This is a genomic window from Paraburkholderia sp. SIMBA_030 (assembly GCF_046535245.1).
Classification (GTDB): domain Bacteria; phylum Pseudomonadota; class Gammaproteobacteria; order Burkholderiales; family Burkholderiaceae; genus Paraburkholderia.
Window position 1 is genome coordinate 115,888 of record NZ_JAWRXB010000011.1, and the last position, 17,945, is coordinate 133,832.

The following is a 17,945-nucleotide window of genomic DNA, read 5'->3' on the forward strand; positions in this document are numbered from 1 at the left end:
AGGTCTGTAGACTCCAGGACGTCATTGATCCAGCGTTGCATTTGCGCAACAAACGACAGGTTTTACAGCAAACCGCGAGTGAGTACATCAACGAGCACGCCGTAGAGCTCGGAGTACAAAAATGTCATTAAAAATCAATGCACTACAAGACAAATGCGAGTCCTCTCCTGGGCAGAGAAAATTAGGTCCAGATCAATTGCTGGATTGCTGTTCATGAAAACGCCCGCTTTTGCGGGCTTTTTCATTTCTGGGGCGCATAGGGGGATGCTGCGTTCCACGAGATAAGCCGACGTCAAATGAGTACGTTTTTGAGTACATGAAAATTCGAGTTCGTGGAGGCGTAGTCGCCGCGCGCCCAGCATCTTTCCCGATAGCCGCGCACCGCATACGGAGCCAAGTTGGTTCTCCACCACTATGCCGCATGGGCCACCGTGCTTAGCGAGAACTCGCTGACGAACTGCTGCGCCGGCCAGGCGATCTCGGCAATGCGTTCCTTTATCTCGTCGCAATCGCAGCCTTCGACCACTCCTGACCTTCCGATCAAGGTCGGCGAATATCTTGCAGGTCGGCCCTTGCGCTTCATTGCGTAATGCTGCGACATGTTCTTTGCGAAATACGGTCGTCGCCATGAATGCGCCGCCCTATCCTGCTTCGCTCACCTCGCGCATCACGGACGACGTAGCGCGCTGGTCGGCGGCGCCGCGTGTTCAAGTGGCGGAGTCAACAGACAGGCGGGCGGCAACCGACAGCGTGCAATTTGAACTAAAGGTTCACGAGAAATGGTCACTTTAATTATGCAAAATTGCGGGGGCAACGGCCTTGCCCAATACGGCGACGAGCCGGCGGAAGGGATAGTAGAACAGAGGTGGCTCGCTGGGGAGTCAATGCAGCCGACGGTGCAACGCCACATCGAACCCGGCGATCGACGTTGAATTGTCGATCGCCCGACACCATGCGACACCATGCGGCGCAGGACGGGGCCAGTTCGCGCCGCCCATCCGTTATCAATGGGCACGCGCGTTCACGCCACAAAGCGGCACCCTGAAGCGGGCGTGCGCGTGTCCATGTTTCGTCCGCGGTTGAGGTGATCGTCGATTTCCGCCGCACATCCGAACATGCGCGGGTAGAGGAAGATCGTGAAGGCCGCGGTTTCCAGGTCGGACTCGCTGAACTCTCCACGTCGCAGCGGCTGCCAAAGCATCTTCAGCAACAGCGCCGCGATCACCGCATCGACATTGACGCAATAGACGTTGCGTGACACGCCCGCGTCGAAAAGTGCCTGTACTAGCTCGCGATAGTAAGCATGAAACGCGTTGTATTCGCCACGCTTGCCGAACAGGTCGGCGATGAACACCTCACGGGGATCGTGGTTGACCGGTCTGTCCTTGAAAACCGGATGATTCACGCCTGGAAGCTTGGCGATGTCGAGGCTGCCAGCGTTTTTTTGCCCGGCCTTGTATTTCGCATAGCGCTGGACGGAACGCTCGGCGAGCAACTGGAGATCCACACCCTGGCCGGGCTTCGACGGATCATCGAGGCCGCTGTCCCTGAACGCTTCGAGCAGAAACGCGATGCCTTCGTAGCCGTTGCCGCCATGCGTATAGCCGGTATGCGAAAGGAAGCCGACGATCGCCTTGTTGATTTGCACGCGCTCGGGACTTTCCGGACCGTCCGCGGACACCGCGCCCTTCGCCCCCTGTGCCGAGATAGCTCCCGGACCGTTGGTGAGCAGCAGGCCGACGAGCGTCCTGAACGCGAACAGGTCATCAGGGCCCGGCTCGAGGTTGAGCAGCGCCGCGAAGCAGATTTCGGTCAGGCTGTGTTCGGTCAGCAGCTTTGCGCTCGGCAAGCCGCAGAAAACGTCCGGACCATGTCGCGACGCGTCCGCCGAAGCCCCGATCATCGTGCCGAACAGCATGGTCCACCAGGGCAGGCTTTCTGCGGTAATGCGCGAAATACGTTTGCGCTTGAGAGGCCCCCACGCCAGCGTCGTGGTGATCGCGGCCAGCACCGCGTCCGCCGTTGGGTGAAGCGGGCGGGACACGAGCCAGCGAATAAATACCGACTTCGCACCACGATGAGCGAGTCCTGCGAGCATCGCATCGGCGCGCGGGTCGCGGGAGTCCGAGAACAACGCCTCGCAGCCGCTCGCGTCGATCTGGCCGATGTCGAAGGTCTCATCGAGCGCGTTGGCAAGGTTGACAGCCGCGAAGCGATCGATCAGCAGTTTCGCCGCGTCCCGCGCCGCGCGCTGACGATTGGGCCCGACGATCGAAGCCGCCGCTGCCAGCACCGCGTTCGGTGCGTTGCCGGCTTCGCGGGCGGCCTGCGCCGCGGAGAGTTCCGGTGTCCCATGCAGGTTGACCCAGGCGGCGACCGCAACGTTGATCAGCTTCGCGTCGTTCTCGCCGCCGAATTCGCGCAGCAGGGCAAGGCAGACGTTCGCTTCGATGGAGCGCGTGGCCGCTTCGAGCATCGACGTACCGTGCAGACTGCTCACCTGCGTCTTCGCATCCATCTGCGATGCGCCCGATGCGTCCTTGAGCGGCTGACGCGGCGCAATCGCGCCGACCTGGCGATTGACCAGGGAGACCTGCTCGTTATATGGCGCGACAGCCTCCACCACCGGAATCTCAAGGCTGGAAGGAAGCGCGATGCCCTGATCGGAGCCGAACCATGGCTTGAGCGCGAGGCTGCCCTCCGGGTCGAAGTCGGGCATCATCGCGTTGGCGCGCATCACGGCCGTCAGGGCCGCCGGGATATGCGCGATGTTCACGACGACGGCGCCTTTCGCCGAGCAGCAGGGATCGTCGGGTGCGAAGAGCCGATCCACGCCGAACTTCTCCATGAACCAGCGCTCCTTGGCCCGTGCATCGTCGGCCCCTCCAGCCATCGCCCCCGCGTGGCCGACCGCGCGCGTCAGGCGGCCTTTCCATCGACCGACGACGCACGCGACGACCGGTTTCGTGAAGGTGGCGTCGGCCTCATAGTAGCCGCCCGGTTCGCAGTAAAGCACCGCCGCCTTGCTGCGCGCATCGTTCGCGAGCGCGAACGCAAATTCAGGCGCGGCGTAGTGGATATAGACATCCTTGCCGCTCGAAATGACGGTCGACGTACCCCAGCCGCTCATGCGCAAGTACTGCGCGATGGTCGTGCTGAAGCCGCCGGAATTGGAGAAGATCGCAATGGACCCCTGGCGCAACGAGTCGTCCGGATTGTCGCCGCCAAGCGCCCCGCCGATTCTCACCCGATTCCACGAGTCGGCCACACCGAGTCCGTTCGCCCCGAAAATGTCGATGCCCGCTTGCTGGCCCATCGCGCGGATTTCGCGGGCGTCGTGAACGGCGATCTTCTCGGTGATGATGAAGATCCTGCGCAACTCAGGATTGACGCGAATCAGTTCCGCGACGCCGTCGCGAGCCGCCGACGGCGGCAGATAGACAACGCCGCAATTGAACCGGTGCCCCGCCTCCAGACCCTCGCGAACGTTGTTGTACACGGGGATGTCGCCAAGTGCGGTCTTGAGCACTTGTCCGCCCTTGCCCGGCGCAGTTCCGAAAACGACATTGCCGCCCGAGAACGCATGGCTCACCGGAGTGACATCCGACGATTCGCCGCCCAGGATGTTGAGCACGCAAACGCGATCTTCGCGCGAGGCGATCTGCGCGAGCGAATTGATGCCGACGAAATACTTGAACGGGTTATTGCCTTGCTTGTACATGTCGATCTCCTCAGGCATGAACCGCTTGCGTTTCCGTCGCGGCCGCACCGATCCGGGCCGCGATCGCTGCCCGGCCGCCGGCCTGCATCCATGCGTCCGCCTCGCGTGCGTACTGAATGACTTCGCTGATGTCGGAGTCGAATCCGAACAGCCGATAAGGCAGACCCAGCGAATCGCAGGTGTCTCTCAGCGCGGACATGCCCCGCACGAGGTTCGGCCCTCCCCGGCCCAGCACGACATAGAGCGGCGTCGGGCCGTGCTCGCTGAAGTGCTCGCGCAACGCGTCGGCCATCGCGCGGAGCGTCTCGTAGATGTCGGTGTTGTTCGACTTGCCGCCGATGATGAAAAGCACATTCGCCTGCTTGAGCCAGTGCCTGAAACAGATACGTGCTACTTCCTTCATCTTTGCGTAAGGCGGGTTGCCACCGAAGTCCGACGAGATGATCGCGGCATCGCCCAGCATTTCGGTGACGAGCGAATTGGCGCCGCCGCCGAACGTCGGCGCGAGGATCGTTCCCTTCTCGTTGATCACATACACGTCGCTCTGCCCCTGGTGCGTGCGTAGCTGATTGATCTCCTGCTCGAAATCCGAGTAATCGGCGGCGAACAGATGCGCCGGAAGTCCAAGACGCGTCCAGCGCGGATCGTCGCGATCGAAGCCGCATTTGAAGTCGCAGGCAACAGGCGTCAGGCGTCCCTGTTTGTCCTCGCGCATTCGGATCGGATTCAGCTCCAGCGTGGTCATGCCGAAGTCGTGAAAGAGCTCCCAGAGTTTTGGCAACTGCTGAACGAGCGAAGAGATGATTTCCTTCGGTGCGCCAATTTCGCTGAGCGCATTCGCGACGACGAAAGCCTTCAGGCCAGTCAGCGCGTCGAACGGCACCATCGCCACATGCTTCGGATCGACGTCCTCGATATCGATGCCGCCCATGTGCGAGAGCGTCATGGTCGGTGCCCGAAAACGGGTGGAATCGGTGATCGAAAAATAGACCTCATGCTTCGCCGGCACGCCGGCTTCGAATGTCACGCCGTTTGCTTTCGCTTTCAGATGTCGAGCGATGTGTTCGGCGAAATACAGCCGCTCCTTCTCGGCCAACGCTGTCTTGAGGTCGGACGCACGGCCGAGCAATCCCGCCTTCCCCTTCTTTCCGACTCCGCCCTTAAAGACAGGCTTGACGAAAACCTGCTTGTGCCTGTCGATCAGTGCCTTGATCTCTTCTTCGCTGGCGCCCGGCCCCACAACCTCGCTTGCCGGGAAGCCGACGAATTGCAGCAGGCGCGAGCCGTGCAACATACCGGTGATTTGCATGGGTAAGTCTCCTGAAAAGTCGTTACGATATGAAAACCGGCGCTGAATGCCTCGACATAAGCAGCGTGGTATAGCGGTCGTATTTCCACCGAGTTCCTTACCGCGACAAAACCCGCGGGCGAGCAGCGTCGCCGCCCACGCGTTCGCCGCGTTCATCTCCAGAATCAGTGCGGCGCACGCAACGCTTCATTGACGAACGCGTTCGTATAGGTCCGATCGACCTTCACCGACGCGTAGGCCGGGTTGGCCGCGGCGAGCACCTGCCATTCCTTCGTCGCGCCGTCGTCCGGCATGCGGCCGTCGTTCGCGAACATCGGGATCTCCTGTTTCAGCACCTTTAGATACGCAGCGCGGTCCTTTCCGACGATTTCCGGCGGAATCACGGCCATGATCTGCTCCGGCGTATGTGCGTTGATGTACTGCAGCGTACGCACGAACGCTCCCGCGAGATGCCGCGCGATTTCCGGATGCGCGTGTACGCGCGCGCTCGACATGTAGACCGTGCTCGACGGAAACAGCGTACCCAGACTCCGGCGCGTGCCATCGACCGTCGTCAGATCCGCGAACACGGTCGCGACCCCCTTCGCCTCGTAGACGTCACCGTCCGGCGTCGGTGCGACGACGAAATCGGCCGCACCGTCGCGCAGTGCGTCGACGTTCTTCTCCTTGCCGTCGGTGCCGAGGCGGGTGTAGTCGTCGATCCCGTTGCCACCCGCTAGTACGAGCGCATTCGCGACCGTGCTTTTCGACGAGCCAGCGCCGCCCGCGATGAAGCGCGCGCCCTTGAGGTCGGCCGCGCTCTTGTACTTGTCCTTCGCCTGATTCGCGACGAGCACCTTCGCGCCCGGCGTCACGCCAAGCGTGACAACCGCCTCCGTGTTGATTCCGTGCGCCTGATTGACGACGTTGTGATGGTAGTAGGCGACCACGGCGTCGACGCGGCCGTCCTTCAGCATGTCGGCGGTCGACATGTCGTCGCGGATGTTCATCAGCGTGACGGTCGTCTTGCCGTCGTCGAGGTAGCCGAGTCGTTCCGCGAGCACGACCGGGAAATTGCGGACTGCCTTGATCTCGTCGACGAGCAGGACGATGCGTTGCGGCGCCGCGTCCACGGCGAGCGCGGCCGGTTCGGCGGCCGATGCGTGGCTGGTGGCGACGCACGCGGATAACAGAGCGAGTGTGAGCTTTTTCATCGGATATTCCCTGCGAGTGGATTCGTCATTGATTCACGGCAACGGGATCGGCGATCACCACCTGCTCCTCGGTCCGCACGTTCTTCTTGCTGTCACTGATCGCCTTCCATTCCGGACTGCTCTTCAGGCGCTCGCGCACCTTCGCGACCACGGACTCGCGCGCGCTCAGCGCGGCCTCGTCCTTGTATTGGAGCAGCACCATCGCATTCCACAGGCGGCCCGCTGGGAACTGGCTCGTATACAGCGAATAGCCGGCGAGCACACCTTCGTCCATCCAGCCCTTGAACTGCGGGATCACGTAGCCGTCCGCGTATTTCTCATATTCGCCGGCCGACACCAGCGTCTTGTACGGAATGACGACGTACACCGCATTCGGCAACTTCGCGTCGAGCGCCTCCGCGCGCTTCGCATCGACCGGCGTTGTGTGGATCGATGTCGTGACCGCGAGCGCCTTTCCGGACAGCGCGGCCGGCCGCGTGCGCTCGACCACGCGCCAGCGATACAGATCCGCTGGCGTCGAAAACGTCAGCACGGCCATCGCGTCCCAGTTGTCCGAATCGGCATAGCGATTGAACAGCAGGTTGTACTGCTTGATGTGCCCGTCGTGCTTCCAGCGCGCGAGTTCGCGCGCGGTTGACTGCTCGAGCTCGTGGCGCAGCGCCGGCCGGTTCGCGGGCGCGGTCTGGTACGTGATGATCAGCGACAGCGCGTCGCCGTCCCCGGGCACCGCCGCGCTCGCGGCGCCGGCTTGCAGCACGCCCGTCAGCGCGACGGCGGCGGCGATGGCACGGCCGAAGGTACGAATCGAATTGGGTTTCATGAAAGAGTCCGTCGAAAGTGATGTGAGAAAAATCGCCGTGCCGCGCGTCAGAAATCGATCTTGGCAACCGCCTTTACACTGCGGTCCATCCCGGTGCCGAGCGTGCCGGTCTGCACCGAGTTCCAGTAGCGTTTGTTGAACAGGTTCTCGACGGCCAGCCTGAAATCGACGTGCTTGCCGCCGATCCGCGTCTCGTAGCTCGCGCCGAGCGAGTAGATCGTGTAGCCGGGGATGTAGCCCTGGTTCTGAGGGTTGACCGGGCGCTTCGCGATGAACGACATGCGCGCCGTCAGCGACAGGCCGGGTAGCCACGACGGCCGGTGCGTGAGCGCGACGTTGCCGATCCACTTCGGCGTGTTCTCCGGCGTGAGGCCCCTGATCGACTTGTCGCTGACAGGGTTCTGCACCGCGTGCATGTACAGGATCGCCTCGGTCAGCGACCACTGCCGCGACAGTGTTTGCGTAAGCACCGCTTCCGCACCCCGGTACTCGATCGTGCCGTCGTTCGCGAAGATCTGCGTCGTTGAATTGGTCACGGCGTTCGCGCGCTTGATGTCGAATACGGAAGCGCTCACCTGCAGCCACTTGAAGTAGTGATCGCGCAAGCCGAATTCATATTGCGTCGACACCGCCGGCGCGAGGACCTGATACGCGTTCTTCGCGTTCACGGGTGCGACGCCGCCGTCCTCGAGGCCCTTCATGTAGCTCGCGAACAGCGTGGTTGTCGGCAGCACGTCGTAGAGGATGCCGAACGCCGGCGACCCGACCCACGTCGACGACGACACGACACCGTCATTCGCCGAAGAGCGGCTCTCGCGGAAGCCGAGCAGGAACTTCCACTTCGATCCGATGCCCACGATATCGTAGGTATAGAGACCGGTATCCGCGTTGATCTGCTTTGGCAGCGACGTGTTCGGCTTCGTCGGCACCGGCGCGGGCAGCGCGATCGGATCAAAAATGTTGACGCGCACCGGCAGCACGATAGTGTTCTGCACGGGCGTCTCAGCGATCCGCTCGCTGCGCGCCACACCGAACGTGATGTCGTGCGTGAGCGGACCCGTCGTGAACTTGCCAAGCAGTTCCGCGCGCTTGTACTTGTTGAAATAGATCTGCGTCACGGTGTTCACGGTCGGGATGCCGCCCGCGCCGGTGAACACGTCGTAGCCGCCGATCCGGGTCGTCAGGCGCGAACGGTCGGAGTCGGACTGGCCGATCTCGGCAAGCGCCTTCCAGCCGGGCGCGATGTCGTAGTCGACGCGCCCCTGGACGTTCGTCGTCTTCGCGGAGAAGGTCGCCCACGGGCCGGACAGCAGATTTCGCGGATCGGGCACGCGCGGCACCGTCACCTGTCCGTTCACGGCCTTCGGCAAGCTGATGCTGCCCTGTTCGACGACCTCCTTGCGATAGGTTTCGAGATCGAACTCGAAGTGCAGCCGATTGGTCGCCTGCCAGTCGGCGCCGACGCTCCCGAACCAGCTCCGCCCGGACGCGCCGTGCACGCCGTTCTCGAGATGCGTGTCCGATGCGTTCACACGCAGGCCGACCTGCTTCTCGCTGCCGAACCGGTGGCTCACGTCGCCCGCTATCCCGATCTGCCCGAACGAGTTGCCGAGCAGGGCGAGCGATGCAACGTCCCTGTCCATCGGCGCGCGCTTCGTGACCATGTTGAGGATGCCCGCGGGGCTTGCAACGCCGAACATCAGCGCGTTCGCGCCCTTCAGCGTCTCCACACGCTGCTTGTTCTCCGCCGGCACCGACATCACGTTCGCGGTCGGCAGGCCGCCGTTGAGCCGGTAGTTCGCGAACAGGTTGACCTTGATCCCGCGAATGCTCGCCGCGTCGGCGGGGCTGCCCGATGAGTTCGTCGGCGCGACGCCGGCCTGATTCTTTACCGCATCGGTCACGCCTTCCTGCGCGGTCTGCAGCGACGCAGCGCCCATCACCTCCTTCGTCATCGGCAGCGATTCCTTGTTGCCGAGCGCGTCCTCGCTGATCTGCGTCGCGATCACCGACGTCGCCGGCTCGAGCCGCTGCGGTGTGTACAGCGCAGCCACGTCGCGGATCCGCGCACGCAGGTCGTCGCGGATCTTCTCGGCCTTCTTCACGAACGCCGACTCATCGTCGCCGGTCCGATACGGCATCACGACCGCGAGCGCGCCGATCGTGCGCCCCCCGGCATCCTGCAGCGGCAACTCCACTTCGAGACGGTCGCCGTCGGAGCCGATCTCGATCTGCGGCTTACCAGTCTCGATCACGCGCCGGTCGCCCGCGTCGGCCGGCTTGCCGATGCGCCCGATGTTCGACGCGATGATCGGATAGTCGCCGTTGCCGCCCGGCCGCTCGACGTGCATGACGAGCACCATCACGTCGCGGCGCGTGCGGATCACGTCGTCGACGAGTGTCTGCGCGTACGGATTCGTGGGAATGCCGGTGTTCGCGAGCACGGGATCGAAGAGCTCGACCCCGTAGCGGATCTGCCGACTCAATTCGTCACGGATCAGCGCGCCGCTGCGGATCAGCGCATCCTTGTCGAGGCCCGATCCGGGCGGGTACGGAAACGTCACTTCGAGCTCGCCGATCACCTTGCGCGTGACGTCGAGCAACGGCAGATGCACCTCGACGTTCTGATCGCCGCGCTTGTTCACTTCAACGAACGGCGTGCCTGTCTTGACCACATCGAGATCGTCCGGATCCGACTTGATGCCGATCCGGCCAGCCGATTTCGCCGCGACGATGACGCTAGCCGCCCCGCCCGGCGGACGCATGTGAATGTCCAGCTCGACAAGTTCCGGGTGCCGCGCGACCGTGCGATCGACGAGCTGCTGCGCATAGGTTTGCGCGTGTCCGGGCTGCGACACTTCCGCGTTCGCGCGCGGACCGCCGTCGGCCTGCGCGTAGAGCGCGGGGGAAAACATGGCGAGGACGGCCATCGCTACCATCGTCTTTCTGATCACGGTCACTTCCAGATTTGTTGTAGTGTCGATATTCGGTCCGAGCCGGTCGCCACGCGCATCGCGTCCGCTGCGAGGTCAGATATCCAGCACGAGCAGATCGCCCTTCGCGCGCGAGCAGCACGGCGTGAAATGCCCATGTCGCTCGCGCTCCGCATCCGTCAGCACGCAATCGAGATGCTCGACCTCGCCGGCGATCACGCGCGTGACGCACGTTCCACAAACGCCCTGCTCGCACGACGTCGGTATCCTGACGCCGTGCTCGGCCAGCGATGCGGTGACGGTCTTGTGCTTGGGGATCCGGTACACCTTGCCCGTGCTGGCGAGCTGGACGTCGAACGCGTGCGTCACCGCGGGCTTGCGCGCATTAGACGCGAAGCGCTCGCAGTGCAGTTGCCGCTCAGGCCAACCGCGTTGCCGCGCAGCGTGCAACACGGCATCGATGAAGCCGGCGGGACCGCACACGTACAGGTGCGTCGCCGCCGGCTGGCTGTCCAGCGTGCGCTCGAAGTCGAACCGCTGCTCCGCGCGAGTGTCGCCGAAGTGGTAGCGCACGCACCCCGCGAATGGCGCTTGCGCGAGACGCCGCACGAACGCCGCGCGCGAGCGCGAGCGAGCGCAATAGTGCAGCTCGAAAGCGGCGCCCCGCCGCGCGAGGCGCTCGGCCATCGCGACGATCGGCGTGATGCCGATGCCGCCCGCGAGCAGCAGAGAGCGCGGCGCCGATTCGTCGAGTGCGAAGCGATTACTCGGCAGGCCGATCTCGATTAAATCGCCTTTGCAAACGCGATCGTGCATCGCCGCCGATCCGCCGCGCGATCGTTCGACGCGCAGCACGGCGATCAAATAGCGATGGCGCTCGCGCGGATCGTTGCAAAGCGAATATTGACGCACGAGACCGTCACCGAGGTAGAGGTCGATGTGTGCGCCCGCCGCGAAGGGCGGCAGCTTGCGCCCTGCCGCATCTGTCAGCTCGAACGCGCACACTCCGTCGGCTTCGATCGTTTTTTTCGCGACGCGCACCGTGAGCCGCACGTCGTTCAATACGGGACGCTGCTTGCGGCGCAAGAAATTCCGCATCCCGGTGTATGCGAGCACCGGCACCGACAGCGCGCCGAACAGCAGGAGCAGTTGCCCGAACACGCCGCCGACCGCGCCGGTATGCCACGACAGCGCCCAGAAATACAGCTTGTGCCCGAGACCGCTCCTTGCATACGGAACGAAGCGCAGCACCTTGCCCGTATACGCGTCCATGAAGAGCATCGTGCGCGCGTTCGGATGCGGCGCGTCGCGGTCGATCAGGTACATCTCGACGGCGTCGCGGGGCTTTTCGGGGATGTGCAGCAGCGCATCCTGCGGATCGGGCGACAGCGACTGCGCGGTGCGCCAGAAGGTTTCGAGCGGCAGACGCGGCGCGCCGCTCGACGGCACGGCCGACTTCGGCGCCTTCGCGGGTTTCGGCGAACCGACGATCGTATAGATGCCGTACGCGTACCAGTCGAACGCCCAAGGCAGGCCAGTCAGCACCATCGACAGCAGAATTGCGCTCGCGTAGGCGCCGGCCGATCGATGCAGGCGATACGCGGACACGTGGCTGCACGAGCCGGACCGGAGCGTGAACGCGTCTCGCCAGCCGCGGCGCGTGCGCGGCCACCCGAGTGCGAGGCCGCCGATCACGAGCAGCAGACCGAACACGATCGCGCTCGTACCGGTAATCAGGCTGCCGTGCTCCATGAAGCGGAAGCGATGTATCTGCTCGATCGTGCCGAGCAGGCCGCCGTAGCGCGAACGCTCGCCCAACACTTCACCGCTGCACGGATTCAGGAAGACGAAATACTGATCGGTGAAGCGCACCATCGCGGACGGCATGCGCGGCGCGCCCTCTTTGCCCGCCACGAGCCGGACATAATCGAGCGTCGCGCCGGGCCGCGATGCGGCGGCATTTGCGCTCAGCGTGTCGAGCGGCACGCGCGCCGTACAGGCCGACACGGTCAGCAGATCGCGATTGAGCACGGGCTCGAGATCGGGACGAAACACGATCGATGCGCCCGTGCTCGCCATCAGCAGAATCACGAGTCCGACGGTCAAGCCGCACCAACGATGAATCCGCAGGAGTAGAGGACGGAAATCGAGTTTCATGAGGTTTGCTAAACGTCGAGGGTTGGTGACTATCATCTTTGCGTTCAAACCTGAATGAAACCTGAATTTTGGCGGAGTGCAGGGGTATTCACTGATTCGCCCCGCCTCGCTCGAAACGCGTTCACATTCGATTGCGTGTGATTCGCATCGGTGTGCATGCAGTGCTCGTCTGCCCTGGGAGGGTTGTGTCAGGCGCATCCCTTTTGCGTGCTCCTTTGGAAAAAACGACGCTGGAAATCGTGTTTTACCCCAGGGGGCTCAGTTCCGCAGGTGCCTTCCGTAGTGCCTCTCCCGGGTATGCATTGGTTGTCACGGCAATCCGCATGCGCTAGCCTGAAGATGTCCCTGACACGCGGTTTCGTTATGAAAATCCTGATTCTCGAAGACCAGCGCAAGCTGGGTCTGTTCCTCAAGCAAGCGCTAACCGAACGCGCATATACGGTCACGTGGGTCGAGAATTGTGCACAAGCGCGCGAAGCGCTGTGCGAATCGAATTACGACGTCATCGTGCTCGATCTCGGTTTGCCCGATGGCGACGGCCTGGACCTGCTGCGCGAATGGCGCCGCGCCGGCTTCAACGAGCCGGTGCTGATCCTGAGCGCGCGCGATGCGGTGGAAGACCGGATCAAAGGGCTCGACGTCGGCGCCGACGACTATCTGCCCAAGCCGTTCAGCATCGAAGAGTTGCTGGCGCGCATGCGCTCGCTGCTACGGCGCCAATCGTCCGTCAAGGAAACCGTGCTCCAGCATCAGGGCATCAAGCTCGACCTGCTAAGCCGCACCGTTCATCTGAACGGCAAGCCGATTGATCTGACAAGCCGCGAGTTCGCGTTGCTCGAGATCTTTCTGCAGAATCCCGGCCGCATCCTGACGCGCACGCTGATCGCGGAAAAGATCTGGGAATCCCATTACGACGTCGACACCAACCTGCTCGACGTCTATATGAGCCGCCTGCGCGGAAAGTTCGAAGTGCCGCTCGGCAAGCCGCTCTTCAAGACAGTGCGCGGCGTCGGCTATCAGCTGCTATGAAAACCATCGGTGCGCGCCTCGCGATCTGCTACGTGCTCGCGTCGACCGCGACGTTCGCGGCGCTGTTCCTCGCCGGGCGGTATATCATCGAAAGCCACGCGATCCGCGCGCTGGATCTGCTCAACCAGTCGGAATTCGAACATATCCGCGCGGGCGTCGCCGCGCTCGGCGCGAAGCCGCCCGAGGCCGCGTTGCGTCAGCGCGTCGACGCGCTGACGAGTGACAATCTCGAACTCTTTTTCACCGAGATCTACGGCCCCGCCGGCTCGGTCGTATTTCGGTCGCCGGCGCTGCGCGCGCTCGACATGACGCCGTCGCCCAGTCTTCAGGCGTTCAACGTCCATGTCGACGGCTTCGGCGAACTGCGCGCGGGCAAGTTCGCGCTCGGACCGTATACCGCCGTGGTCGCGACATCGAAGCGCCACGTGCGCGACGTGATGAGCGGCTACGAGCATACGTTCTACGGGCTGCTGCTCGTGATGATCGCGGTTAGCAGCGTGATCGGCTACGGCTTCGGCCGGATGGCGCTGCGGCCGCTGCGGCTGATCCAGGACACGGCGGTGCGCATCCACTCGGACAACCTGAGCGAGCGCATCCCTGTGTCCAGCGCGCGCGACGAGATCTCGGACCTCGCGCGCTTGCTCAATCAGATGTTCGACCGCCTCGAGGAGTCGTTCCACCAGATTCGCCGCTTTACCGCCGAGGCGTCGCACGAGCTCAAGACGCCGCTGACCCTGGTGCGCCTGCAGGCGGAGAAGCTCGTCGTCGACGGCCAGTTGACGCCCGCGCAGGAACACGCGGTGCAGGTGCAGCTCAAGGAGCTCACGCATCTGAACCGCATCATCGAGGATCTGCTGTTTCTGTCGCGCGCCGACGCGCGCGCGATTACGCTCGATCTGCGGCCGCAGGACCCAGAACCGTTCCTGCAAGGCTTCGCGCAGGACGCGCACGTGCTCGCCGAATACCGGGAACAGCGCTTCTTCCTGACCCATCACGGCAGCGGGCTGGTCGCGATCGAGCCGAAGTGGATACGCCAGATACTGCTGAACCTGCTTAGCAATGCATTGGCGGCTTCGCCCACCGGATGCCGCGTCACGTTGCGCTCCACCCTGATGAATCAGTGCTGGCAGGTGCGCCTGGAGGACGAGGGGCCCGGCGTGCCGGCCGATCAGCGCGGACGTATTTTCGAGCGTTTCGTGCGCGTCAATCGGCCGGGCAGCGAAGACAAGGGCACCGGCCTCGGCCTCGCTATCTGCCGCAGTCTCGTGGAGCTGCACGGCGGCCGCATTTTCGCCGAAGCCGGGCCCGGAGGCCGCGGATTGTCGATGGTCTTCGAGATCCCTGCCGCAACGGCAACCAACAACGCCGGTCCTACCGCTGCCGCACTTCATGCCACCGGCGCGGCCTGAGCGCGTCGCGTGCGTCACAGGTCGCGCTGATAGCCTACGTAGTAAGAAAAACGGTTGGTGTCGCTCACGTGCGTGATGCCGCGCCCGATGGAGAACAGGAGGCGGTCGTGCTCGGTCAGCCCGTAGATGCCGCCGAGGTTGAAGCCGACCGCCGACGGATCGTCCACGCTCGCCGCCCCCGTGTAGAAGACTTCGCCGCCGAGCTGGAGCTTGTCGCCGAGCTTGCGCAACGCGGCCCAGCCGGCGGTCCAGCAGCCCTTCTGTCCCCCATGACGGTTGACGACGTATCCGCCGCCGCCGAACGTCGTCCAGTCGCCGATCGTCTTCTGCACCCACAGCGGTAGCAGCAAGTGCGCATGCCCGTCGCCGAGGCCGAGGCGCTCGTTGCCGGTCGGCAGCGTGACGCTGGGCGCGAACGCGACCTGCGGACGCCAGCCGGCGTGGTGGGAAGAAGCGCGGCGCGGCGACGGGCGCGCGAACGGCGGGTGCCGGGCCGATCCGTCAGGCGCGCGGACCGGCCCGGCGCGCGGAGCTCAGTGACCCGCGTCGGAGAATTGCGGCGGGCGCCATTTGAGAAGCTTGTTCTCGAACTGCGTGAGCACGAACTCCGCGCCCAGTGCGACGACGGCGAGCACGATCATCGCGGCGAACACGCCGGCCGCGTTGAATGCTCCCTGGGCGGTCGAAATAAGGAGCCCGATGCCTTGCCTGGAGCCGAGAAATTCCCCGACCACCGCTCCCACGAGCGCGAACCCGAAACTCACGTGCAGGCTCGCCAGGATCCAGCTCATCGCGGCCGGCAGCACGACCGTCATCGTCACTTCGCGTTTCGTGGCACCCAGGATGTGCGCGTTCGCGATCAGGTTCCGATCCGCCTCGCGCACGCCCTGGAAGGCATTGGCGAACACCACGAAGAACACCATGACGACCGCCAGCGCCACCTTCGATGCCATGCCAAGACCTAGCGCAATGATGAACACAGAGCCGAGCACCACGCGCGGGATCGAGTTCGCGACCTTGATGTAGATGCTGAACACATCCGCGAGCAGCTTGTTGCGACCGAGCGCGATCCCGGCCACCACACCACCGACGCTGCCGATCAGAAAGCCGAGCCCGGTCTCCTCGAGCGTCACCAGCACCTGCACCCACAGCGGGCCTTGCGACGTCCCTTCGGTGAGCCACTGCCAGATCTGCGCGACGATCAACGACGGTGTCGAAAAGAAAAACGGATCGATCCAGCCCAGGCGCCCGGCGAACTCCCAGCCGCCCAGCGTCACGACCAGCACCGCCAACCGCAACGCATGCACGAGGGTCCGGCGTCGGCGCATGCTTGCCTGCGCCCGTACTTCCACCTCACGCAGCTCGATCTCGAGCGGGGCGGTTCCTGTCATAGGGGTATTCATGCTGTTCCTCAATGCGCCTGGGGCGCTCAAATGTGGACCTCGTCGCGAAGATCGTTCCAGATCTGGCGCGACAGTTCGATAAAGCGGGGGGAATAACGCGCCTCCGCAACGTCGCGCGGGCGCGGCAGGTCGATCTCGTACGATGTCTTGACGGTCGCGGGGCCCGACGTGAGCACGAATACCTTGTCCGCGAGTGCAATGGCCTCCTCGATGTCGTGCGTGACGAACACCACTGATGCGCCGTTCGCGCTCCATAGATGCAGCAGCTCGTCCTGCATCAGCGTACGGGTCTGCACGTCGAGCGCGGAAAACGGCTCGTCCATCAACAGGATTTCGGGTTCGTTGATGAAGGTCTGCGCGAGCGCGACGCGCTTGCGCATGCCGCCCGAGAGCTGGTGCGGGTAGTGACGCTCGAAGCGCACGAGACCGACGCGGCGAATCCACTCCATTGCACGCTCGTAGGCCCGCGCCTTGACTTCGCCGCGATAGAGCGGGCCGGCGGCGACGTTGTCGAGCACGCTCTTCCATGGGAACACCGCGTCGGACTGGAACACGAAGCCGATTCGACGATCGATGCCGGTGACCGGATTACCCCATATCCTGACTGAGCCCGCGCTGGGCTTCGCGAGGCCTGTGATCAGACTGAGCGTCGTGGATTTACCGCAGCCGGTCGGGCCGACGACGGCGCAGAACTCGCCCTTGGCGACGCTCATGGTGAAATTCTGCAGCGCCATGATCGCCTTGCCTTCCGGACTGACGAAGCGGCGACTGACGCGGTCGAGTTCGATCGCCGGTACGTCGTTCGAAGCGACGACGGGTTGCTGCACGGTTGCCAGGGAAACTGCCATTTGGTTACCACCTTTGGGACCAGATTGGAATCGACGATGCGTCCGCGACGACCCGCTGCCGGACCGTCGCGCCTTGCGCGGCTACTTGGTCTGCACCGCGTTGACGAACTCGGTGGTGTAGGTCTTCGACAGGTCGATCCTGTGACCCGTCACCGCCTTATCGAACGACGAAAGCACCTTGAGCACGGTCGGCGGGCCCGAGTCCGGCATGCGGCCGTCCGGGATGAACATCACCTTGCCGTTGGCCAGCGCCTTCACGTAAGCCGTGCGATCGCCCGCGTAGTAGTCGGCGGGCATCTGCGCGGTGATCTCGTCGGCGCTGTGCGTGTCGATGTAGCGCAGCGTCTTGACGAACGCGTTCGCGAGCTTCTGGACGGTCGCCTTGTGCGACTGCACCCAGCCATTCTCCATATAGAGGCTCGCCGCCGGATAGAGCCCGCCGAGCCACGTCTGCGTGCTTTCCGGCGAGCGCAGATCGACGAGCACCTTGGCGTCGCCGCCGTTGACGAGACGCGAGACGGTCGGTTCGGTCGTCATGCCGCCGTCGATCTTGCCCTGCTTGATCGCGGCAATGAACGTGCTGCCGGCGCCGACGGCGAGCGACGTCATTTCCGATGTCTTCACGCCGTGCGACACGCCCAGATACTGCGTGAGGAAGTTCGTCGACGAGCCGAGCCCGGTGACCCCGAGCGTCAGGCCGCGGAAATCGCCGGGCGACTTGACCTTGCCGGCGAGCCTCGTCGCGATCAGCTCGACTTCGCCCGGCGTGTGGCTGAACTGCACGACCGACTCGATGTACTTGCCTTTCGCCTGCAGGTCGATCGTATGGTCGTAGAAGCCGACGACGCCTTGCACCGCACCGGCGATCAGTTCGTTCTCGGCGTCGACGCCGGCGGCCTCGTTGACGAGCTCGACGTCGAGGCCCTGCTCCTTGAAATAGCCGAGCCGAACCGCAAGCGTGGCAGGCAGGTAGATCTGCTTTTCCACGCCGCCGACCATCAGCGTGATCTTCTCGTTCGCATGCACGGCGGGGGCCAGGGCGCCGAGCGCGATCGCGCCGGCAGCAATACGCAGGACAGTGCGTTTCATCGAATGTTCTCCTCCAATATCGAATAGGGTTGCG

Annotated in this window: 13 protein-coding genes; 2 read left to right on the plus strand and 11 right to left on the minus strand. The window is 63.9% G+C overall.

Annotated features, from left to right (window positions below):
• Positions 1 to 412: 412 nt before the first annotated feature.
• The 7 genes from SB772_RS20115 to SB772_RS20145 form a co-directional block, all read right to left on the minus strand.
• Positions 413 to 583, minus strand: coding sequence for a hypothetical protein (locus tag SB772_RS20115; protein ID WP_410834964.1), 171 nt, complete (start codon positions 581 to 583; stop codon positions 413 to 415).
• A gap of 438 nt (positions 584 to 1,021) precedes the next feature.
• Complete coding sequence (locus SB772_RS20120; RefSeq protein ID WP_410834965.1) at positions 1,022 to 3,721, minus strand: CoA-binding protein; 2,700 nt, start codon at positions 3,719 to 3,721, stop codon at positions 1,022 to 1,024.
• 10 nt (positions 3,722 to 3,731) lie between these two features.
• A complete protein-coding gene (locus tag SB772_RS20125) occupies positions 3,732 to 5,030 on the minus strand; it encodes an ATP-grasp domain-containing protein (RefSeq protein WP_410834966.1) in 1,299 nt (432 codons plus the stop codon).
• A gap of 164 nt (positions 5,031 to 5,194) precedes the next feature.
• Positions 5,195 to 6,223, minus strand: coding sequence for an ABC transporter substrate-binding protein (locus SB772_RS20130; RefSeq protein ID WP_410834967.1), 1,029 nt, complete (start codon positions 6,221 to 6,223; stop codon positions 5,195 to 5,197).
• Positions 6,224 to 6,248: 25 nt separating this feature from the next.
• Positions 6,249 to 7,043 carry a hypothetical protein gene (locus tag SB772_RS20135; protein WP_410834968.1) on the minus strand — a complete coding sequence of 265 codons (795 nt, stop codon included), beginning with the start codon at positions 7,041 to 7,043 and terminating at the stop codon, positions 6,249 to 6,251.
• Between the two features lie 47 nt (positions 7,044 to 7,090).
• A complete protein-coding gene (locus tag SB772_RS20140) occupies positions 7,091 to 9,997 on the minus strand; it encodes a TonB-dependent siderophore receptor (protein ID WP_410834969.1) in 2,907 nt (968 codons plus the stop codon).
• 75 nt (positions 9,998 to 10,072) lie between these two features.
• Positions 10,073 to 12,133 (minus strand): PepSY domain-containing protein, encoded by a 2,061-nt coding sequence (locus SB772_RS20145; protein WP_410834970.1) that lies wholly within the window; start codon positions 12,131 to 12,133, stop codon positions 10,073 to 10,075.
• Between the two features lie 363 nt (positions 12,134 to 12,496).
• Between SB772_RS20145 and SB772_RS20150 the strand changes: the two genes are divergently transcribed.
• Together SB772_RS20150 and SB772_RS20155 are read left to right on the plus strand one after the other, a co-directional pair.
• On the plus strand, positions 12,497 to 13,162 hold the full coding sequence (locus SB772_RS20150; protein ID WP_410834971.1) for a response regulator transcription factor: 666 nt from the start codon (positions 12,497 to 12,499) through the stop codon (positions 13,160 to 13,162).
• Positions 13,159 to 14,571, plus strand: a complete 1,413-nt coding sequence (locus SB772_RS20155; protein WP_410834972.1) for an ATP-binding protein — start codon at positions 13,159 to 13,161, stop codon at positions 14,569 to 14,571. Before SB772_RS20150 ends, SB772_RS20155 begins: the two co-directional genes overlap by 4 nt.
• A gap of 14 nt (positions 14,572 to 14,585) precedes the next feature.
• Here SB772_RS20155 and SB772_RS20160 read toward each other — a convergent pair whose 3' ends face one another.
• The 4 genes from SB772_RS20160 to SB772_RS20175 all read right to left on the minus strand — a co-directional run bounded on the left by SB772_RS20160 (position 14,586) and on the right by SB772_RS20175 (position 17,911).
• A complete protein-coding gene (locus SB772_RS20160) occupies positions 14,586 to 14,921 on the minus strand; it encodes a hypothetical protein (RefSeq protein WP_410834973.1) in 336 nt (111 codons plus the stop codon).
• Positions 14,922 to 15,104: 183 nt separating this feature from the next.
• Entirely contained in the window at positions 15,105 to 15,974 is an 870-nt protein-coding gene (locus SB772_RS20165) for an ABC transporter permease (RefSeq protein ID WP_410834974.1), read from the minus strand.
• 26 nt (positions 15,975 to 16,000) lie between these two features.
• A complete protein-coding gene (locus SB772_RS20170) occupies positions 16,001 to 16,822 on the minus strand; it encodes an ABC transporter ATP-binding protein (protein WP_410834975.1) in 822 nt (273 codons plus the stop codon).
• Between the two features lie 81 nt (positions 16,823 to 16,903).
• Entirely contained in the window at positions 16,904 to 17,911 is a 1,008-nt protein-coding gene (locus SB772_RS20175; RefSeq protein ID WP_410834976.1) for an ABC transporter substrate-binding protein, read from the minus strand.
• Between the last annotated feature and the right edge of the window lie 34 nt (positions 17,912 to 17,945).

Coding starts and splice junctions, on each gene's coding strand:
- SB772_RS20170 (WP_410834975.1), bottom strand. CDS start 16,822: ATGGCAGTTTCCCTGGCAACCGTGCAGCAACCCGTCGTCGCTTCGAAC.
- SB772_RS20145 (WP_410834970.1), bottom strand. CDS start 12,133: ATGAAACTCGATTTCCGTCCTCTACTCCTGCGGATTCATCGTTGGTGC.
- SB772_RS20135 (WP_410834968.1), bottom strand. CDS start 7,043: ATGAAACCCAATTCGATTCGTACCTTCGGCCGTGCCATCGCCGCCGCC.
- SB772_RS20165 (WP_410834974.1), bottom strand. CDS start 15,974: ATGAATACCCCTATGACAGGAACCGCCCCGCTCGAGATCGAGCTGCGT.
- SB772_RS20130 (WP_410834967.1), bottom strand. CDS start 6,223: ATGAAAAAGCTCACACTCGCTCTGTTATCCGCGTGCGTCGCCACCAGC.
- SB772_RS20125 (WP_410834966.1), bottom strand. CDS start 5,030: ATGCAAATCACCGGTATGTTGCACGGCTCGCGCCTGCTGCAATTCGTC.
- SB772_RS20115 (WP_410834964.1), bottom strand. CDS start 583: ATGAAGCGCAAGGGCCGACCTGCAAGATATTCGCCGACCTTGATCGGA.
- SB772_RS20120 (WP_410834965.1), bottom strand. CDS start 3,721: ATGTACAAGCAAGGCAATAACCCGTTCAAGTATTTCGTCGGCATCAAT.
- SB772_RS20175 (WP_410834976.1), bottom strand. CDS start 17,911: ATGAAACGCACTGTCCTGCGTATTGCTGCCGGCGCGATCGCGCTCGGC.
- SB772_RS20155 (WP_410834972.1), top strand. CDS start 13,159: ATGAAAACCATCGGTGCGCGCCTCGCGATCTGCTACGTGCTCGCGTCG.
- SB772_RS20150 (WP_410834971.1), top strand. CDS start 12,497: ATGAAAATCCTGATTCTCGAAGACCAGCGCAAGCTGGGTCTGTTCCTC.